Origin of the sequence: Turicibacter sp. (assembly GCF_017941855.1) — a bacterium.
GTDB lineage: Bacteria > Bacillota_I > Bacilli_A > MOL361 > Turicibacteraceae > Turicibacter > Turicibacter sanguinis.
The window spans coordinates 65,449-83,456 of record NZ_JAGAVR010000032.1; the positions used below are offsets into that span (position 1 = coordinate 65,449).

The window sequence follows — 18,008 nt, forward strand, 5'->3', positions numbered from 1 at the left end:
ATTTAGGCTACGTCTAATTAAATCAAGAACGAGAGTTGTTCAAAAATAATAGGGGGGAAGTCATGGCGAGTATTAGTCAAAAACCACTTATGCCATCAGTCTCACAGACTAAAAATCAAAAACGTACCCTTTCACCTAAGATGCGTGAAACAATTGTTGGGTATTTGTTTTTATTACCGGCTTTAATCTTCTTTGGAATATTTGTTTTATTTCCAATTATTCAAGGCATTTATATTAGTTTTTATGATTATACGATGAGTACCTTCAATTTTATAGGGCTTCAAAACTACATCGACCTGATGTCAGATCAAGTGTTTACTAAATCACTTTGGAATACTGTTCTCTTAGTTATTGGAACGGTACCATTTATCATTGTATTTTCAATTTTTGTTTCAAATGCTATCTATGAACGCTCAGCCTTTACAAGATCATTTTTTAGGGGAGTCTTTTACTTACCAGTGGTCACAGGGATTGTAAGTGTTACGGTTGTTTGGCAATGGATTTTTCATCCTTTACATGGGATTTTGAATTATTTATTACAAAATATGGGGGTCATTGATAGTCCAATTTCATGGCTCGGAGATGCAAGATTTGCTTTAATTTCAGTGATGGTCGTTTTATTAACAACTTCTGTTGGACAGCCAATTATCTTGTATGTGGCATCACTTGGAAATATCCCGAAAGATTATAGTGAAGCAGCGCAGATTGATGGAGCAAATAATTGGCAGATTTTTAGACATATTAAATGGCCGCTATTAATGCCAACGACCTTATATATTGTCGTGATATCAACCATTAACTCTTTCCAATGTTTCTCTTTAATTCAACTTTTAACAGCTGGAGGACCAAACTATTCAACTTCAACCGTGATGTATCTTGTTTATGAACGCTCATTTGTTTTAAATAAATATGGGTATGCTTCGGCAATGGGAGTTATTTTAGCGATCGTCATTGGGGTGTTCTCAATCATCCAATACAAGTTCTTTGGGAAAGATGTTGAATATTAAGAGATAGGAGGGGATTAATTTGTCAACGAAACAAAATACTGAAAAGAAATTAAGTAAAAAGAAGAAAATAACGGTTGGATCAGTCATGACGCTCATCATTTTAACCTTGTTAGCCATCTTTTTTATCTTTCCATTTTATTGGATTATAACAGGAGCATTTAAGTTACAAGATGTAGCTGTGGCACTTCCACCCGAATGGTTTCCAACAAATCCAACACTTGATAACTGGGTCAAATTATTTAAAAATCCAGCAGGATCATGGTTCCTTAATAGTGTCTATCTTTCATTTTTTACGATGATTTTAGTTTGTGTGACATCTACTTTAGCTGGATATGTTCTGGGGAAAAAGAATTTTTATGGTTCTAAACTCATGTTTGCTATATTCATTGGAGCGATGGCACTTCCAAAACAAGTTATCTTAATTCCACTTGTTCGTATTGTCTCAGCTTGGGGATTTGGCGATACGCTAAGTGCTGTGATTTTACCAGCAGTGGGATGGCCATTTGGGATTTTTTTAATGAAACAATTTTCTCAAACCGTCCCAAATGAGTTATTAGAATCGGCGAAAATAGATGGATGTAGTGAATGGGGAATCTTCACCAAAATTGTATTACCGCTTGTTAAACCAGGGGTGGCGGCTTTAGCTATCTTTACCTTTATTTCATCTTGGAATGATTATTTCTTACAGTTAATTTTCTTAAATTCACGCTCTAATTTATCATTACCACTTGGGGTTGCAACAATGCAACAAGAATTCTCATCAAATTATGGCGTTATTATGGCAGGTGCTGCTTTAGCATCACTTCCAATGGTTATTATCTTTGTGTTCTTTCAAAAATACTTTACACAAGGAATTACAATGGGAGCTGTTAAAGGGTAAACAAAAAAAGACGTTTTGGAATGATCCAGACGTCTTTTTTTTGTTTGCTAAAATCTGTTTATTGGTTTTCAAATGTTCTTAATCATCTACCATGTCTGTCAGATCATTTAATGGTTTATTAAACGTTTTATGATAGAAAATAATAAAGCACGTAAAAGTTGTTAGTGCTGCAATAATATCTGCAATTGGTTCGGCTAAGAATACAGCATCTAATGGTGAAATAAAAGAAGCAGTGGTTGCAGGTAAGATGAAAATGAGGGGAACTAATAAAATCATCTTACGAAGTAAGGCTAAAACAAGTGAAATTTTAGCTTGTCCAAGTGCTAAAAACGTTTGTTGACATGCTGATTGAGCCCCAAAGATAAAGATACCTGCAAAGAAAATACGGATGCTATGAGAGGTGATTTCAACCAACTCCGGCTTATCGTTAAAAATATTAACAAAAATGTGTGGTGCTAATTCTAAAGAGACACACATCACGGTTGTATAGACTAAACAAACCGTTAATAATAACTTGAATGTTTTTTTGACACGATCAAATTGATTGGCACCGAAATTATATGAAATAATCGGTTGTGCACCAGAAGCAAGCCCCATTAAGGGTAAGAAAATGATTTGATTGATACTACTAATAATGGTCATCGCACTGACTGCTAAATCGCCACCAAATCGTGATAGTTGATTATTTAAAGAAATTAAGACAAGACTTTCTGTTGCCTGCATAATAAATGGCGAAACACCGAGCGCTAAAATAGGGAGAATCACGTTCAATTCAGGTTTAAGGTAACGTTTTTGAATCTTTAAAATACTTTGCTTACCAAAAAGGAATTTTAAAACCCAAATAGCAGAAACAAATTGTGACGTAATGGTTGCAATCGCAGCCCCTTTAACGCCTAAGTTAAGACCGAAAATAAAGATAGGGTCTAGTACGATATTAAAAATAGCCCCGACTAAGACCGTTAGCATACCAATTTTAGCAAATCCTTGAGTATTAATAAATGGATTCATTCCAAGCGCGATTTGAACGAAAATGGTTCCTAGTAAATAAATGGTTAAATAATCATTCGCGTATCCTAATGTTTGAGGACTGGCCCCAAAAGCAAGAAGAATGGGTTCTTTAAAAATTAATAAAAGTGTCATTAATAAGACCGAAATAATCATTAGCGTCGATAAACTATTACTTATGATTTTCTCTGCGCCATCATGATCTTGTTTCCCCATTTTAATGGCCGCTAGTGGGGCACCTCCCATCCCGATGAGTGCACTAGTAGCAGAGATTAACATGATAATTGGAAATGCTACACCAACACCAGCCATTGCTAAATCTCCATCTTGAATACGTCCGATAAAAATTCGATCGACGATGTTATATAAAACATTAACTAATTGTGCTATGATAGCAGGTGTTGCAAGCTTTAATAATAATCGACCAATAGGATCTTTTCCTAAATCAGTAGATTGAGTTGACATCAAATCCCTCCAATAGTAGTTCTATTTTTATCCTCAACATATAATGATACTATACTTTAAATGGAGTGGGAACCTTAATTTTGTCGAAATATTTAAAATTTGAATAGGACTAAAATTAATGATTGATTAATAAATCATAGATGACATAGAATAAATTATAGGTAAAATCAGAAAAAATGAAAAAGGAGTTTAGCAATGAGTGGAAAGAAAAGATGGATGATTGGATTAGGTGGCGTATTTACACTTCTTGGAGGCTATACGATTTACAAATTTAGTCAACCTCCCAAAAATAGACCTAAGGACTATCAACGACAAGATAAAAATCGTCAATTAGTAGCATGTCTTGGAGACAGTAATACCCAAGGAACGATGGCGTATAATTTTGTTAATGAATTAGCAACCTCTATGGGGGAAGAAGGATATGACTTTATTAATGCAGGGGTAAATGGAGATTTAGTTTATAATGTTTTAAATCGATTAGATGAGGTTATCATCTGTGATCCTGACTATATCATTATATTAATCGGGACCAATGATATTTTAGCTCAGTTAAATAAACCTAATGAAATCAAATTTGAACTAAAAAAACATCTGCCTATGAAACCAAATGAAGCCTGGTTTATTTCTAATTTAACGGCGGTGATTTCTAAGCTTAAAGCCAATACTCGTGCTAAAATAGCCATCTTATCACTACCATTAATAAGTGAAGATACAGATTCGTTTGCATTTAAACAAGCGATAGAGTATAGTCAACAAATTCAAAAAATTGCTCAATTAGAGCAGATTACTTACCTTCCTTTGAATGAATGGCAATTAAAGTTTTTAGAAGAGAATCGTGAGTCGAAGCGTAAAAAGGTTAAAACATCCCCCTTTGCGTTTTTTATGCCTTCTTTTAAACATTATGTATTAAGAAAATCTTGGGAAGAAATATCACAGGAAGCGGGACTTATTTTAACAGTCGATACGGTTCATCAAAATAAAATTGCGGCTTCTATGATTGAACAATTGATTCGCTCATTCTTAGAAACAGAAGAATAGATCAAAAAGATACCCATTTTGTGGTATCTTTTTTTTATAAGAGGATATAGAAGGATTGAATCATTAAATCTTTTTATTTAAATTTTTAATAAATTTAATAAATTAGTTCTATAATCGAATTTCATTTCATAATCATTAATGAAAACAAAATGAAAGCAGGTGACGGTCATCAAACCTTTGGCGAAAGAAGCAAATCATAATCATCAACGTAACATTAATGTAAAAACAGGTTTAACAGAAGAACAAGTACTCGAACAACGAAAGCAGTATGGAACAAATGAATTTTCAAAGCCAAGCGAGCGAGGACTATTAAAAGAGTTTCTAGACATTTTTAAAGAGCCCTTAATGGTCATTTTATTTATTGCAAGTGGAATGAGCTTTTTAGTGGGAGAGTACAAAGACGGTGTTGGAATCTGCATGGCAGTTGTCCTAGGGATTCTAATTGGGAAGATTACAGAAGGTAAATCTAAAAAAGCAGCTGCAACACTTGAAAAAATGACAGATGATGTTGTGGTTAAGGTCATGAGATCTGGGAAAAAACAACAAATTCATAAATCAGAGGTTGTCCCGAACGATATCGTCTTTTTAGAAACAGGTGATTTAGTTCCGGCAGATGGAATCATTTTAGAAGCAGCTGAATTGAAACTTAGAGAGGATATGCTAACTGGGGAATCTGATCAGGTTTCAAAACAAAAAGATAGTATTGTTTATGGAGGGACCTTAGTAGGAAATGGTAATGGTCTAATGCTTGTCACCAAAATAGGTGATGAAACAGAAATGGGATCAATTGCAAAAGATTTAGATCAGACTGAACAAATGACGCCATTACAAATAAAATTAGGAATACTAGGTCAAAAAATATCATCCATATCGTCTGGTGTAGCTGGAATGTTATTTGTGTATATGATTATTCAGATTTTTAAAGATAGTCATATTCAAATTAATTTTTCTAGTTGGGATGCATTTGTCCATTCTTTACATGATATTTATATTGTATTTCCAAGTATTAAAACAGCTTTTATTGTTTGTGTGGGGTTAATTGTAGCAGCTGTTCCTGAAGGATTGCCAACGATGATCAATATCACATTAGCAATTACCATGAATCAAATGGCTAAGATTAATGTTCTCATTCGAAAAAAAGAAGCATGCGAAACAATCGGATCTGTCAGTGTGATTTGTAGCGATAAAACAGGAACATTAACTGAAAATAAAATGAAAGTTGGAAAGTTAGTCTTAGAAGGTCGTGAAGTTGACTTAGATTCAGCTAGTGAATATCCCTTACTAGTCAGAAGTTGTTTGCTAAATAGTAGTGCGGATGTTGAATTCAATGGGACGCATCATAACTATATTGGAAATCCAACAGAAGGTGCATTGATTTCAATGATTAATAATCCATCTTACTCTCGATTCCGAGAGGAAGCAAAAGTGGTGCGACAAATTCCATTTGCTTCAGTTAATAAATATATGTTAACTGCCATTGAAACTAAAGAAGGATATGAAGTTCTTTCTAAAGGAGCACCGGAAGTGATTTTAAATCAAAGTGCATATGAGTTAGTGAATGGACAAAAAAGAGTATTATCTAGTGCGCGAATCAAGGCGATTTCGGATTCAATCAAGACTTATCAATCGCAGGCTATGCGTGTCATTGCCTTTGCTTATTTGGAGACTCCATCTAAGGATCTTGTCATGAATACGGATCGTTGGAATCAAAAGTTAATTTTTTATGGATTTGTCGGAATTACAGATCCTCTACGAGCAGGTGTAAAAGAATCAATTGAAAGTGCAAGAGCTGCTCGTATTGAAACAAAGATTTTAACCGGAGATAATATCAACACGGCTGTTGCTATTGGAAATGAACTTGGAATTATCACAAAAGATAAGCGTGTTGTAGAAGCAAGTTATATTGATAGTTTAAGTGATGCCGAGCTTCGTAAAGAAATCAAAGATATTGCGATCGTTGCACGTTCAATGCCTAATACAAAGATGAGGATTGTTAGTGCTCTTCAAAAAAATGGAGAAGTCGTTGCGGTTACCGGAGATGGAATTAATGATGCACCGGCACTCACGAAAGCAGATGTAGGGATCGCAATGGGAATTGCAGGGACTGAAGTGAGTCGTAATGCGGCTGATATTATTTTAACAGATGATAGTTTTAATACGATTGTTGAAGCCATTAAGTGGGGGCGTGGAATCTATAATAACTTCCAACGGTATTTACAATTTACTCTAACGGTTAATGTGATTGCCTTTTTATTAACGATTATCAGTCAGTTGTTAGATCAACCCTTACCTTTTACAACGATTCATCTTCTTTGGGTGAATATTATTATGGATGGTCCACCAGCCTTAGCGCTTGGATTAGAGCCTATCCGTCAGACGGTCATGAGACGTAAGCCAACTTCGAAAAATGCGTCGATTATTAATCGTTTTATGGTTCAAACGATTATTGGTAATAGTATTTTTATGATTTTGGTGTTGCTTGCCCAGTTACAATTTAACTTCCTTGGTGCGGATGTGACCCATGTTACACGAGGAGCAAGTGAATCACAAACCGTTATTTTTAGTTTATTTGTAAGTTTAGTCTTATTTAATGCTCTGAATTGTCGTGAGTTTGGTCTTGTCAGTATCATTCCAAACTTCTGTAAAAATAAGACAGCCCTTAAAATTTTAGGTGCGACATTCGCTATCCAAATTTTAGTGACCCAATTAGCAAGTGGCTTCTTTAATACGGTGCCGTTAAGCTTTATGATGTGGATCAAAATTATTTTATTAGGATCAAGCGTTGTTTTATTTAGTGAGATAGTCAAATGTGTTTTACGTCTCATCAACTTAAAACGTAAGAAAAAACGTCAGGAGCAAAAAGTAATTCAGAATGTCACAGCATCTTAAAGATGTAAAAAAGAATCATTGAGTTTAGGACCCAATGATTCTTTTTTTTCATTCTTTAGTTATCGAAACGTTTCAAAAGGTTAACCGGTTTCAGAGGGTTTACTCTTCAAAAGAAAGGCTTAGTTATGATATACTTCCTTTGTAACCGCTTAAGTTGAGGTGAGGAGGAGTTAAAATGGAATTAACATATAAATTTGGACGTGGAAATTGGCGCACTATTGAAGAAGGTCAAGAACGCGAATGGTTAATGGGAAATGGGATCGGAGGATATAGTGGACAAACGATTGTCAACAGTGGTTTTCGTTCATTTCATGCCTATTTAGTCGCATCTTTAAATCCACCCGTTGAACGTTATGCAGTTTTTACACGTACCCAAGAACAAGTGATTTTAAATGGAAAAGAATACGATTTAACGGCACAAACGTACGTTAATGAAAATAAAAATGGGCAACATTATTTAAATCGTTTTACGTTTGATAGTGTTCCAACCTACTATTATCAAGTCGAAGATGTAGAGTTAAGCAAAACCATTGCGATGGAGTATGGACATAATACAGTTGCTGTTTGTTATGAAGTCAAAACAGGTGGGCAAAAAGCAACCCTAAATATTGTGCCATTATTTAATTTCCGTGGAGCAGGGGCGACATCTGAACGTCAGGAATTAAACTTTGAGATGAATTTAGCTGATCAAGTCTTAACATTAGTACCTGCAGGTTTTGAGGAAATGAGTATTAAATTCTTTGCCTCAAAGGGGACTTATATCGATCGAAAATTACGTCCAACGAGTATGGCAACGCCAAATTATTTAATTGAAGAAAATCATTACTATGAGTTTGATAATCGAAATGGAAGTCGAGGCCTCGATAATCATTATACGCCATATGATTTAGTGGTAGAGCTAGAGCCTCATACAACGACTAAGTTTTATTTGAAGTGTACGGTTGAAGAATTAGATGAACGAGATGGGTTTGAGATTGTGAAAAACTATCGTGAACGTGCGAATCAGTTAATGGATCAATCTGGATATGAGGATGCACTCGCGTTAAATTTAGTAAAAGCAGCTGACCATTTTGTGGTGAAACGTGAAAGTACAGGATTAAAAACCATTTTAGCTGGCTTCCCTTGGTTTACAGACTGGGGACGTGATACGATGATTGCATTTGAAGGGTTGACATTATGTACAAAACGTTTTGAAGAAGCACGAGAAATTTTGGAGTCATTCGTACGCTATTTAAAAGATGGTCTTGTTCCAAATGTCTTCCCGGATAAGGGAAGTGAGCCAGGATATAATACAGTCGATGCCTCTTTATGGTATATTCATGCGGTTTATCAATATTTAGCGTATACCGGGCAAGAATCAGATTACCATTTCGTTGAATCGGTATTATTTGAAAAAATGAAAGAAATTATTAAAGCGTATCGCGAAGGAACAGCATTCTCAATTGGAATGGATGAGGATGGATTGATTCATGCTGGAGATGGATTAGATCAGGTGACATGGATGGATGTTCGTGTGGGAGATTTCGTTGTGACACCACGCCATGGTAAACCAGTAGAAATTAATGCACTTTGGTATAATGCCTTATGCATTATGTCTGAATTATCGTTAAAATTTGGTCAAGTGAACAATGAGTATGAAGAATTAGCAGTGCGTGTCAAAGAGTCCTTTAACGCTCGTTTTTGGAATGAAGAAACACAGTGCTTAAATGATGTAGTGGATATCGATGATGCCAAGGTCAGACCAAATCAAATTTACGCGGTTTCATTACCGTTCACGATGTTAAGTGAAGAAAAGGAATTAAAGGTGGTAGAGAAAGTTTACCAAGAATTATATGCCACATATGGCTTACGATCTTTATCATTTAAAGACCCTGAATACAAAAGACAATATATCGGAAAACTCCTAACTCGTGATTGTGCGTATCACATGGGAACAACATGGGGATTTTTAATTGGAGGATTTATTTCGGCTTATTGTAAAGTGCACCGTCATGATAAAGCAGCTATTAGGAGTGCAAAAATGATGTGTGAAGTGTTTGAGGATCATTTACATGATGGTTGTATTAACGGAATCGCTGAAATATTTGATGGTGAGTTTGCAGCAACCAGTCGAGGATGTTTTACACAGGCTTGGAGTGTTGGGGAAGTATTAAGAGCTTACACCGTTGATGTTTTACCGTATTTAGATTAAGTATAAAAAAAGGAAAGTGAACGCGGCTTAATAGGGTTCACTTTCCTTTTTTATTATTTTAAAAGGTTACTTTTTGATTAATTTTATAAACGTTGCCATCAATTTGGATATATAGTTGATAGGTTCCTGATAAACCTTCGGCATTGATGTAGTTCGTAACGGATAGTAAATCACCGTCGTTAACGTCTGAAGCATTAAATAAGTCAATGCACATAGCAGAATAGCTTGTTTTTGAGACACGAATATCATAAACTCGTTGATCGCCAAGTTTTGATAAAATCAGTTTAACTTTTTGCCCTTCTTTGAATTGCGCGTTAAAAATTAAACGATCAGATTCTTGATTAAAGGTTAAATGATAATCATTGGCTGGTAATTCTTTTGCTTTCCATAAGCCGTTAATATCGAGTTTTAGGGTTGGGGTTTGTCCAAGGGTTCCAAGACGTGTTCCAGGCTCTAGATTATAGTTGAATCCTGATGAATAAAGCGACATTTTTTGCACGCGATAAAATTGGGTCGGGAAGTCAAGTGTTGTAATGACCTGATTTTTTAAAACTTCAACTGTTTTAGCTTCTAGTTTGGCTTCAGGGTTGAAATAGGCTGGTTGATTCATTGGCACTCCATTCACAGAACCCATTCCACCTGAATGAATGAGATAATGATTTTCTCCTAAATAATCAACTTCTGAAATATAAGGCGAGTAAAAACTTGAACCTAATTCTTTTCCATATTCATAAATTTGCTCGATTGTCATCTCATCTGTATTGAGTCGATAGATCACGCCACGAGAATAGTTGTCCTTGGCTTCAACATAATCGAGTGGATTTTTTGAACGATTATTTCCATTATCAAAAATAAAGAGGTCTCCGTTTGGTAACACTTTGGCAGAATGTTGTGACCACTGCCATTCAAAATTTTCACCGATTGGCGTAAAGAAATAACGTTGCATCTCTTCAGGCCAATTCGTGGAATCTCCAATAATCCAGTTTAAATCTCCTGTCTCATAGTCTATGCTGATGACAGCATCTTGATGGCGTCCAGATAAAATGATAGCATCTGTCAGATGATCATAATAAACGGAGTTGTTATGGAACCAATCGTGTTCGGTCCAATTTTCACTTTTTCCGGCGTCAGTCGGTAGAACAGAGGAAAGATCCCATTCTTTTATTACTTCACCGCTTTGACGATTGATTTCGATGACATAATCTTCAACAACAGTTTTAGAAGGGTTATTCCCAGCCACGATAAAGTTTCCGTTATCTAATTCATAAACATCATGATGATATCCACCAGGAAAGACGTATTCATGATAAACTTTACCTAACAGGTCCATTTCCATTAATCCCGCCATATAATAAGGGGCATTTACGGTACGATTGGAACTTAAAATAAGATTTCCATTTTTTAATCGGTTAATCTCCCAGACATTAGCCGTCGTTAAGTACCAACGAACATCGCCATTTAAATCATACGCTGCTGTATAACCAGCACTAGCAGGGGTATAGAAAAATAAATCTGAAGTGGCCTGATTGGCATCATAAGTCACACTTGTAGGCAAAATAAAGTCATCTGGTAAGGGATCTGTCTGAATGTCAAGTGTAGTAGAACTTCCGTCAGATAACGTTAAAGTGACATGATTTAACGTATCAGGATAAAGCCCATAGATTGGTACTAAGTGATTGGTTGCTGCAGGGAGAGTTGTCTTAAATGTTGTGAATTCATCTTTTCCTTCAATCCTAACCTCAACAGCTTGAGATTGTGAGGTCGTAAAAGCTACAAGTGCTGTTAATGGTGAATTTTGATACGGATTAATCTTTATAAAAGGATTTTCAAACGTATAATTTCCAATTTCAATTTCTGTTTGTAAATCTTGATCGATTTGGTTTTGTTGCGTGATTAAATCAAGACTTTGTGGAACGGTTAACATCTGAGAAGAAGATTTTAGATTAATGTATAGCACACATCCAAGCAGGATAATTAAAAGGGTAGCAATGACTAGCCATATTTTTTTCATTGTGTTCTCCTTTCGGTCATTTGAACAGGTCTTGAAATGACATTTTTTTATGTAATGCTTTTATCATAAAATGACTGTAGATGAAAGTCAATAATAACCATTTATAACAGAAAATTTATACAACTTTACCATTATTATAAACACTTTAAAGGATGTTTAGTCCTATATTAACTAAAAAAGCCATCTAGAGAAGACTAGATGGCGCTTTTTTATTTTATAATATGGATAAATTGACGGTCATCAACTGTAACATGTTGATGTTTCTTAAAGTAATCGATAATAATTTCAGTCATTTCAATTTGGATTTCTTTGATAATTGGACAATCACGGAAGAATTCATAACCTCCAACACCACTTGAACGATAGTTGTTCATCACGAGTGAGAACGTATCCGTCGGGTTGACTTCTTGGCCTTTCACGATCATGTTAACGACTCGTTCACCGACAGGTTTAGTTAAATCAAATGTATACTCCACATTTGAGAAGAAATCATAGTTGTAGTGAGCCACTTTAGGTTGAAGGAAACGTTTAGATACAGATAGTTCTCCATTTGTATAATCAATATAGGAAGCGCAGACTTCTAATGCTTGCTTTAAAACTTTTCCACTAACTTCACGGACAACTAATGTATTCGGGTAGACATAAGTTGAAACAATGTCGCGAACGGTAACACTTTTGTTAAATCCTTTAACAGCGTTGGCAAAAGAAGTACAAGCTAAATCACATTCTGCCACTTCGAGTTGAATTTGGTTAATAAAGTTAGCAAGTAATGAACCATTAATCGCCATATCAAGACGATCACTTGGTTGTAATTCTACATTTAAATAACCGACCGGACAATCTAGCCACTCTTGAACACGATTTTCGAGTGGTAATAGGGTATCATACATGACTTGATCAGGATGATTTTCAAATGCATTTAATGAAGAGGTTACGCTCGTCACATGATGATCATCTGTTTGAACATGAACTTCAGCATATTTTGTTGCATTGTGTGGAGTTTGGATGATATGAGTCCCAAATAACGTTTGATTTTGTAGTGGGATATGTTGATGTCCTGTTAGTAAGACATTAAAATCTAATTCTTTACAAACTTTATAGGCTATATTTTCAGAAGATGTACTTAATTGTTCATGTGTTGATAAATCGTATTCAAATCCACCATGATAAATTCCAATTAAAACATCAACTTGAGGTTTTAACTCATCGTGAACTTGTTTAATTGAAGTAAAGGTATCACGCACTTCGAAATTTGTTAAATTATACTCTTTTTCCCAAATAGGAATAAAGTCAGTTGTAAATCCGATAATCCCAACTTTTAAACCGTTTTCCATTGTTTTTATGTCGTAACCTTGAATAGGCAGCTGATTTGTTTTATCTAGGACATTTGTACATAAACATTTCGCATTTAAATAATCGAGATATGATTTTAGATAGTCATAGCCATAATTAAATTCATGATTTCCTAGTGTAATATAATCATATCCTCCTGCATTCATCACCTCAGCAATGGGATGTTTAATTAATTTCTCACTACTTAAAAAAGTGGTAAAAGGAGAGCCTTGAATGGTATCACCACCATCAATGATTAGTGTATTTCCATCCTTTTGATAAGACGCAATAATATTTAGCATCCCCATCGGCTTGATTGTTGTATCCGTATAATCTGTTGGATAAACATATCCATGTAAATCGGAAGTAAAATAGATTTTTAATTCTTTCATTATAACACCTCATACAAATTATAACACAAAATTCGACATCAATCTGCCCGTGCTATCATTATTGTGCGATAAAAGTATTAAAACATGAAGTGAATTTGCAAAATAAATGAATTTTAAAAAAGGAACCACCATTTTTTTATGTGAATTTAATAATAGAATATGATAAAATAATAAAAAAACAAAAAGGAAGATCAATCATGGCCGAAAATATATTAAAATTTAAGGATTGGAATGATCTAGAGGGAACAGAATTACTTCAATTATTGGAGCAATCAGTTGATTTAGATGAAGAGCTTTATGAGCTGATGATGAAAAAAGTACCATATTTGTTAAAACAGACAAAAATGGTACACAAACAAACTTATAAAACAACAAAAATTTCAATGAAATTAAGTAAACAGACAAAGAAGTATTATTTAAAAGTTTCGAAATCAATTTTGAAATTAATTAAAAATTCAGAAGTTTCAAATGAGCTAAAGGTTGAATTAATTGAGTTGTTAAAAGAAATCACTCTCAAAATTGAGAAATGTGATGAACGAGATAAACACTTTTTAACTCAACAACAGGTTAAAACATTTGGTTATAGTACACTAGCCTTAGCTGGATTGGTAGCGATTTATGGGGTAAAGGCTATCAAAAAAGATTAAAAACTCATCAAAAACAGAGGCGATTCCACTTAGTGAAATTGACTCTGTTTTTTTTAGTGATAACCTAACTTTGTTGATAAAATGAATCTATCATATCATGTTTTAGAGATATAAGGAATAGAGTAGTATTAACAAACCTTACAGGAGGGGAGAGGGATGGCTAGTAACGTTCAATATCAAAGACAATTATTTTTTCAAGTTCATTGCGGAGTTAATCTCCTTTGTTTTGCGATTACATTAATGTGTGTGGTGGCTTTAAAATTTAGCATTGGGTTGTTACAATTATTTGCTTTAATTTTGCCACTCGTTGGGATTGCTTCTTTTTTTGTGAATGATAGTGTGAGTAAAGGTCGAAAAGTTGTAAAGGAATGTTATTGTTTTGGGAGTATGGCTAGTCTTATTTCACTTTTGCTTGTTTCACAACTTTTATTTCAATTTAGTGTAGCGGGATGGATTTGGGAATTAGCATATTTTATTGTAACAGCGGCCGCTGTCATTGCAATCGGTTATTTTATCCTCATGGCAGATTCGTTACTCTTAAGTAAAACCTTAACGCCTATTTCAATTGTTGCAGGATTAATCATTGGACTACTAGTGGCAATTGTTATCTATAAATTTTTCATTTGTTATTTTTTTACACCCGGATTTTTGATTTTTTGGAGCTATACCTTTTGGATTATAGATCTCATTTTAACGGTATTAGTTTGTCTAGATTTGCGAATTATTTTATTTAAAGGAAGATAAGTTAGATTAATAGAAAAGAGGCTTTATATGTTACAACCTTATATAGAAGGTGAATTAGTTTATTTGAGTGAATTAAAAAAAGAAGAATTACCTTTGTTACTAGAACTTTATGAAGATGAAGAGTTTATGGAGGACTTTGGCTATATTGAGGGAGTTGTCCAAACATATGAGTCACTTTACACATGGTATGAAGAACTAAAATTATCTGAAGATGAAATCTTTTATTCCGTTTATGAAAAAAAAACTCAGGAATGGATTGGATTTATTAGTTTAATGGATATAAATGAAGGTGAACGAGAAGGATGGCTTGTAATTGGATTAACCCAAATCAAAAGGGGGAAAGGATTTGGGAAAGAGGCAATGTTTTATTTAATTAATGAAGCCTTTCATCAAGGATTAACAACGATTCGACTCAGTGTGTTAAGTCATAATGAACGTGCCATTAGGTTATATAAAAAACTAGGATTTAAATTGGAAATGATTTATCCAAAAGAACAGTTCCCCAATTTTTTTCAAGTAGATATTATAGAACTGAGTCTTGAGGAGACAGAGTTTAATAGCAGATAAGAAGAAGGGGGAAGTGGCGTGAGAAATCAGTTGAAAAATTCAAATTGGTTGGAATTTGAACAAGCCTTTCCTGAGTATTATGCCTCACTAGGGAAAATTCACTTCGATTCCTGTCAAATTAATGGCTCACGTATTGGAAGTTTGCAATTAGTCACGACGGAACAAGAGGTGCTTCAATATATAGAGCCGATTGCTTTACATGGATACGAGTACTTGACAATGGGGCTTGTGATTCGAGGAAATGATGTTGAGGCATTTCATTATCAAGTTAATTTTTTAAATATTGAAAAACAAAGCATCAAAAAAATTAGGCAAAATATTGTTTCTGAAATAACACCAGAGTTTAAAATAATTACGGTCACGTGTAAAATCCCAGCCCATGCTCATTTAGCTAAAGTTAGTTGGGAGATAACGGGATGTGCAACAGGGATCACGTTATATAAACCAAGTGTGACATTAAAATAAAAAAAACTCAGCGTTAAAGCTGAGTTTTTTCATTTTGATCTATTTTTGTCATTGAGAATCCAGTGGCTGCTAAAATAAGTGAAAACAGTGGACTTAATAAGTTAAAGAATGCAAATGGTAAGAAAGCAATAGGGTTCAAGCCAAGCGTTGCCATCATGTAGGATCCACAAGTTGTCCATGGGATAAGTGGAGAAGTCACGGTCGCACCATCTTCAAGAGCGCGTGATAAGTTTTTCGGCGCTAATCCACGTTTTGGATATTCATTTTTATACATACGACCTGGCATCACAAGTGCTAAATATTGATCACCTGTTACAATATTTGTGAAAATACAAGTAAAAATCGTAGCGAATACAAGTCCGAATGTCCCTTTTGCATATTTTAAAATGGTTGAGGCAATGGTTTCAAGCATTCCTGTTTTTTCTAAAACGCCACCAAATGATAAGGCGCAAAGGATTAAGGAAACGGTCCATAACATACTATCTAAACCACCACGTGTTAATAAATCATCAACAGCGGTGACTCCGGTTTGAGAGTAATAGCCATAGTGCATAGCTGTCATGATGTCTCCCACATTTGCCCCTTGGAAGATCATCGCAAACACCCCACCAAGTAACGTACCAGTTAATAAGGCAGGAATCGCAGGCACTTTTAAAATAACCATCGCAATGACAGCAACAGGTGCTAGTAATAAGATAGGTGATAATGTGTGGAAATTTCCAATTAAGGTGTTTTGTATAATGTCGATTTGACCAGTATCTAGTGATTGTCCAGCATATTTTAATCCAAGGACCGTGTAAAGTATGATTGAAATAACATACGCAGGAACTGTCGTATACATCATATGTTTGATGTGTTCAAATAACGTCGCACCAGCCATGGCAGGTGCTAAGTTAGTCGTATCAGATAAAGGGGACATTTTATCTCCAAAGTAGGCCCCAGAAATGATGGCCCCAGCAATAATAGGTGAAGGAATTCCAAGTGTTTGTCCAATTCCTAATAATGCAATCCCGACTGTTCCAGCTGTTGTCCAAGAAGAACCCGTTGCCACGGATACGATAGAACAAATTAATAAGGTAGCAACTAAGAAAATACCAGGTGATAAAATGTTGAGTCCCCAATAAATCATTGAAGGGACAACCCCTCCTAAAATCCATGTTCCAATTAAAGTTCCAACAATGAGCAAAATTAAAACAGCTTGTAAGGCCATTGTAATGGTTTGGATAATCCCCTCTTCAAGCTCACTCCATTTATACCCCAAACGAAGTACTCCAATTAAGGCTGCGACTCCAGTGGCTAAAATTAATGGAATCTGTGGATCGACATTAAACTTTAATAAAGCTAATGCCAACATGATGACTAAAAAAACAATAGGAATTAGAGCTTCAAATAGCGTCGCTTTTCTAGGTTGTTTCATCTTTATTTCTCCTTCTTATGAGTGTTATGTTTGTTCTCAGTTTTGTTGTTTTGAAGTCCCCAATGAATCATTCTAAATTAGTTTCATTGTGAGCATAAAATCAATTGTCACAACGAGTCGAAAAAACACATTTTTTTGCCGACATTCAATATATCATTTTATATCTTAAACTGCAAATAAATCATGAAGTTTATAAAATGTAATTTTTGGAAAATAATACTTTTACTTCAAAAATATTAGGATATATTTGGATAATTTTAAAGGGTAGTTCTTTTTATAAGTTTCTCTAAAATTATTTTAATTATTCCAAAAAATATAAAATAAATATATTATAAGGTTGATAAAAATGGAAATTTATGATATGTTAAAGAAGTACTTAATAGTTCTTTTTGTTTGTTTCACAGTATATCAGATTGGATTGCGTTTCTGGGGGTTTTTTAACTACAGGGTAAAAAGGTGTGGGGTTACAAAATAGTATTAAGTCACTAATCTTTATTTTTATTCGGAGGTATTTATTATGAATACAGGTACAGTTAAATGGTTTAATGCAGAAAAAGGATTTGGATTCATTTCAGTTGAAGGTGGAGAAGACGTATTCGTTCATTACTCTGCAATCACTGGTGAAGGATTTAAAACATTAGAAGAAGGACAAAAAGTGTCTTTTGATATCGTTGAAGGAAACCGTGGAGCTCAAGCTTCTAACGTAGTAAAATTATAATTCTATTTCAAAATAAGACATGAATGAGCTAGTAGCCATGGGTTACTAGTTTTTTCTTGTTCGTTAAAAGGCTAGAAAGTAAAGGAATGACTAGGGTCAGGGTTTCATCATAAAGAAGAAGGTGAAGAAAGTGGAGAAAAGACTTGATTTAACAAAGGGTCATATTATTGGAACGCTTGTAAAGTTAGCTTTACCCATAATGGGAACCTCATTTATTCAAATGGCGTATAATCTGACCGA

At 34.6% G+C, this 18,008-nt stretch carries 14 protein-coding genes; 10 read left to right on the forward strand and 4 right to left on the reverse strand.

The window, feature by feature from the left end:
• Nucleotides 1-62: 62 nt before the first annotated feature.
• A complete protein-coding gene (locus tag J6D32_RS05115) occupies nt 63-1,007 on the forward strand; it encodes a carbohydrate ABC transporter permease (protein ID WP_006785607.1) in 945 nt (314 codons plus the stop codon).
• Between the two features lie 19 nt (nt 1,008-1,026).
• A complete protein-coding gene (locus J6D32_RS05120) occupies nt 1,027-1,887 on the forward strand; it encodes a carbohydrate ABC transporter permease (protein WP_009606441.1) in 861 nt (286 codons plus the stop codon).
• Nucleotides 1,888-1,965: 78 nt separating this feature from the next.
• Here the strand turns inward: J6D32_RS05120 and J6D32_RS05125 are convergent, their stop codons facing one another.
• The gene (locus J6D32_RS05125; protein ID WP_006785609.1) at nt 1,966-3,357 is read right to left on the reverse strand and encodes an MATE family efflux transporter; all 1,392 of its coding nucleotides are present in this window, start codon (nt 3,355-3,357) and stop codon (nt 1,966-1,968) included.
• 195 nt (nt 3,358-3,552) lie between these two features.
• Here J6D32_RS05125 and J6D32_RS05130 point away from each other — a divergent pair, with 195 nt between their 5' ends.
• The 3 genes from J6D32_RS05130 (at nt 3,553) to J6D32_RS05140 (ending at nt 9,475) form a co-directional block, all read left to right on the forward strand.
• Nucleotides 3,553-4,395, forward strand: a complete 843-nt coding sequence (locus J6D32_RS05130) for an SGNH/GDSL hydrolase family protein (protein WP_006785610.1) — start codon at nt 3,553-3,555, stop codon at nt 4,393-4,395.
• Between the two features lie 177 nt (nt 4,396-4,572).
• A complete protein-coding gene (locus tag J6D32_RS05135) occupies nt 4,573-7,284 on the forward strand; it encodes a calcium-translocating P-type ATPase, PMCA-type (protein ID WP_009606453.1) in 2,712 nt (903 codons plus the stop codon).
• 175 nt (nt 7,285-7,459) lie between these two features.
• On the forward strand, nt 7,460-9,475 hold the full coding sequence (locus J6D32_RS05140) for an amylo-alpha-1,6-glucosidase (protein ID WP_055164754.1): 2,016 nt from the start codon (nt 7,460-7,462) through the stop codon (nt 9,473-9,475).
• 58 nt (nt 9,476-9,533) lie between these two features.
• Here the strand turns inward: J6D32_RS05140 and J6D32_RS05145 are convergent, their stop codons facing one another.
• Complete coding sequence (locus J6D32_RS05145) at nt 9,534-11,486, reverse strand: aryl-sulfate sulfotransferase (RefSeq protein ID WP_055164751.1); 1,953 nt, start codon at nt 11,484-11,486, stop codon at nt 9,534-9,536.
• Between the two features lie 209 nt (nt 11,487-11,695).
• Nucleotides 11,696-13,210 (reverse strand): bifunctional metallophosphatase/5'-nucleotidase, encoded by a 1,515-nt coding sequence (locus J6D32_RS05150; protein WP_006785616.1) that lies wholly within the window; start codon nt 13,208-13,210, stop codon nt 11,696-11,698.
• A gap of 197 nt (nt 13,211-13,407) precedes the next feature.
• Between J6D32_RS05150 and J6D32_RS05155 the strand changes: the two genes are divergently transcribed.
• The 4 genes from J6D32_RS05155 to J6D32_RS05170 all read left to right on the forward strand — a co-directional run bounded on the left by J6D32_RS05155 (nt 13,408) and on the right by J6D32_RS05170 (nt 15,633).
• Nucleotides 13,408-13,857 (forward strand): hypothetical protein, encoded by a 450-nt coding sequence (locus tag J6D32_RS05155; protein ID WP_006785617.1) that lies wholly within the window; start codon nt 13,408-13,410, stop codon nt 13,855-13,857.
• A 156-nt stretch (nt 13,858-14,013) separates the two neighbouring features.
• Nucleotides 14,014-14,601: a hypothetical protein gene (locus J6D32_RS05160; protein ID WP_006785618.1), complete on the forward strand. Its 588-nt coding sequence runs from the start codon at nt 14,014-14,016 to the stop codon at nt 14,599-14,601.
• A gap of 27 nt (nt 14,602-14,628) precedes the next feature.
• A complete protein-coding gene (locus J6D32_RS05165; RefSeq protein ID WP_009606436.1) occupies nt 14,629-15,168 on the forward strand; it encodes a GNAT family N-acetyltransferase in 540 nt (179 codons plus the stop codon).
• A gap of 18 nt (nt 15,169-15,186) precedes the next feature.
• A complete protein-coding gene (locus J6D32_RS05170; protein WP_006785620.1) occupies nt 15,187-15,633 on the forward strand; it encodes a hypothetical protein in 447 nt (148 codons plus the stop codon).
• A 13-nt stretch (nt 15,634-15,646) separates the two neighbouring features.
• Here the strand turns inward: J6D32_RS05170 and nhaC are convergent, their stop codons facing one another.
• Nucleotides 15,647-17,050 (reverse strand): Na+/H+ antiporter NhaC, encoded by a 1,404-nt coding sequence (gene nhaC, locus J6D32_RS05175; RefSeq protein ID WP_006785621.1) that lies wholly within the window; start codon nt 17,048-17,050, stop codon nt 15,647-15,649.
• A 517-nt stretch (nt 17,051-17,567) separates the two neighbouring features.
• Here nhaC and J6D32_RS05180 point away from each other — a divergent pair.
• Nucleotides 17,568-17,768: a cold-shock protein gene (locus J6D32_RS05180; RefSeq protein WP_006785622.1), complete on the forward strand. Its 201-nt coding sequence runs from the start codon at nt 17,568-17,570 to the stop codon at nt 17,766-17,768.
• Nucleotides 17,769-18,008: the final 240 nt, after the last annotated feature.

What these genes read in the sequence shown, in the direction of transcription:
- J6D32_RS05125 (WP_006785609.1), bottom strand. Translation starts at nt 3,357, where the DNA reads ATGTCAACTCAATCTACTGATTTAGGAAAAGATCCTATTGGTCGATTA.
- J6D32_RS05130 (WP_006785610.1), top strand. Translation starts at nt 3,553, where the DNA reads ATGAGTGGAAAGAAAAGATGGATGATTGGATTAGGTGGCGTATTTACA.
- J6D32_RS05160 (WP_006785618.1), top strand. Translation starts at nt 14,014, where the DNA reads ATGGCTAGTAACGTTCAATATCAAAGACAATTATTTTTTCAAGTTCAT.
- nhaC (WP_006785621.1), bottom strand. Translation starts at nt 17,050, where the DNA reads ATGAAACAACCTAGAAAAGCGACGCTATTTGAAGCTCTAATTCCTATT.
- J6D32_RS05180 (WP_006785622.1), top strand. Translation starts at nt 17,568, where the DNA reads ATGAATACAGGTACAGTTAAATGGTTTAATGCAGAAAAAGGATTTGGA.
- J6D32_RS05115 (WP_006785607.1), top strand. Translation starts at nt 63, where the DNA reads ATGGCGAGTATTAGTCAAAAACCACTTATGCCATCAGTCTCACAGACT.
- J6D32_RS05155 (WP_006785617.1), top strand. Translation starts at nt 13,408, where the DNA reads ATGGCCGAAAATATATTAAAATTTAAGGATTGGAATGATCTAGAGGGA.
- J6D32_RS05145 (WP_055164751.1), bottom strand. Translation starts at nt 11,486, where the DNA reads ATGAAAAAAATATGGCTAGTCATTGCTACCCTTTTAATTATCCTGCTT.
- J6D32_RS05140 (WP_055164754.1), top strand. Translation starts at nt 7,460, where the DNA reads ATGGAATTAACATATAAATTTGGACGTGGAAATTGGCGCACTATTGAA.
- J6D32_RS05150 (WP_006785616.1), bottom strand. Translation starts at nt 13,210, where the DNA reads ATGAAAGAATTAAAAATCTATTTTACTTCCGATTTACATGGATATGTT.
- J6D32_RS05165 (WP_009606436.1), top strand. Translation starts at nt 14,629, where the DNA reads ATGTTACAACCTTATATAGAAGGTGAATTAGTTTATTTGAGTGAATTA.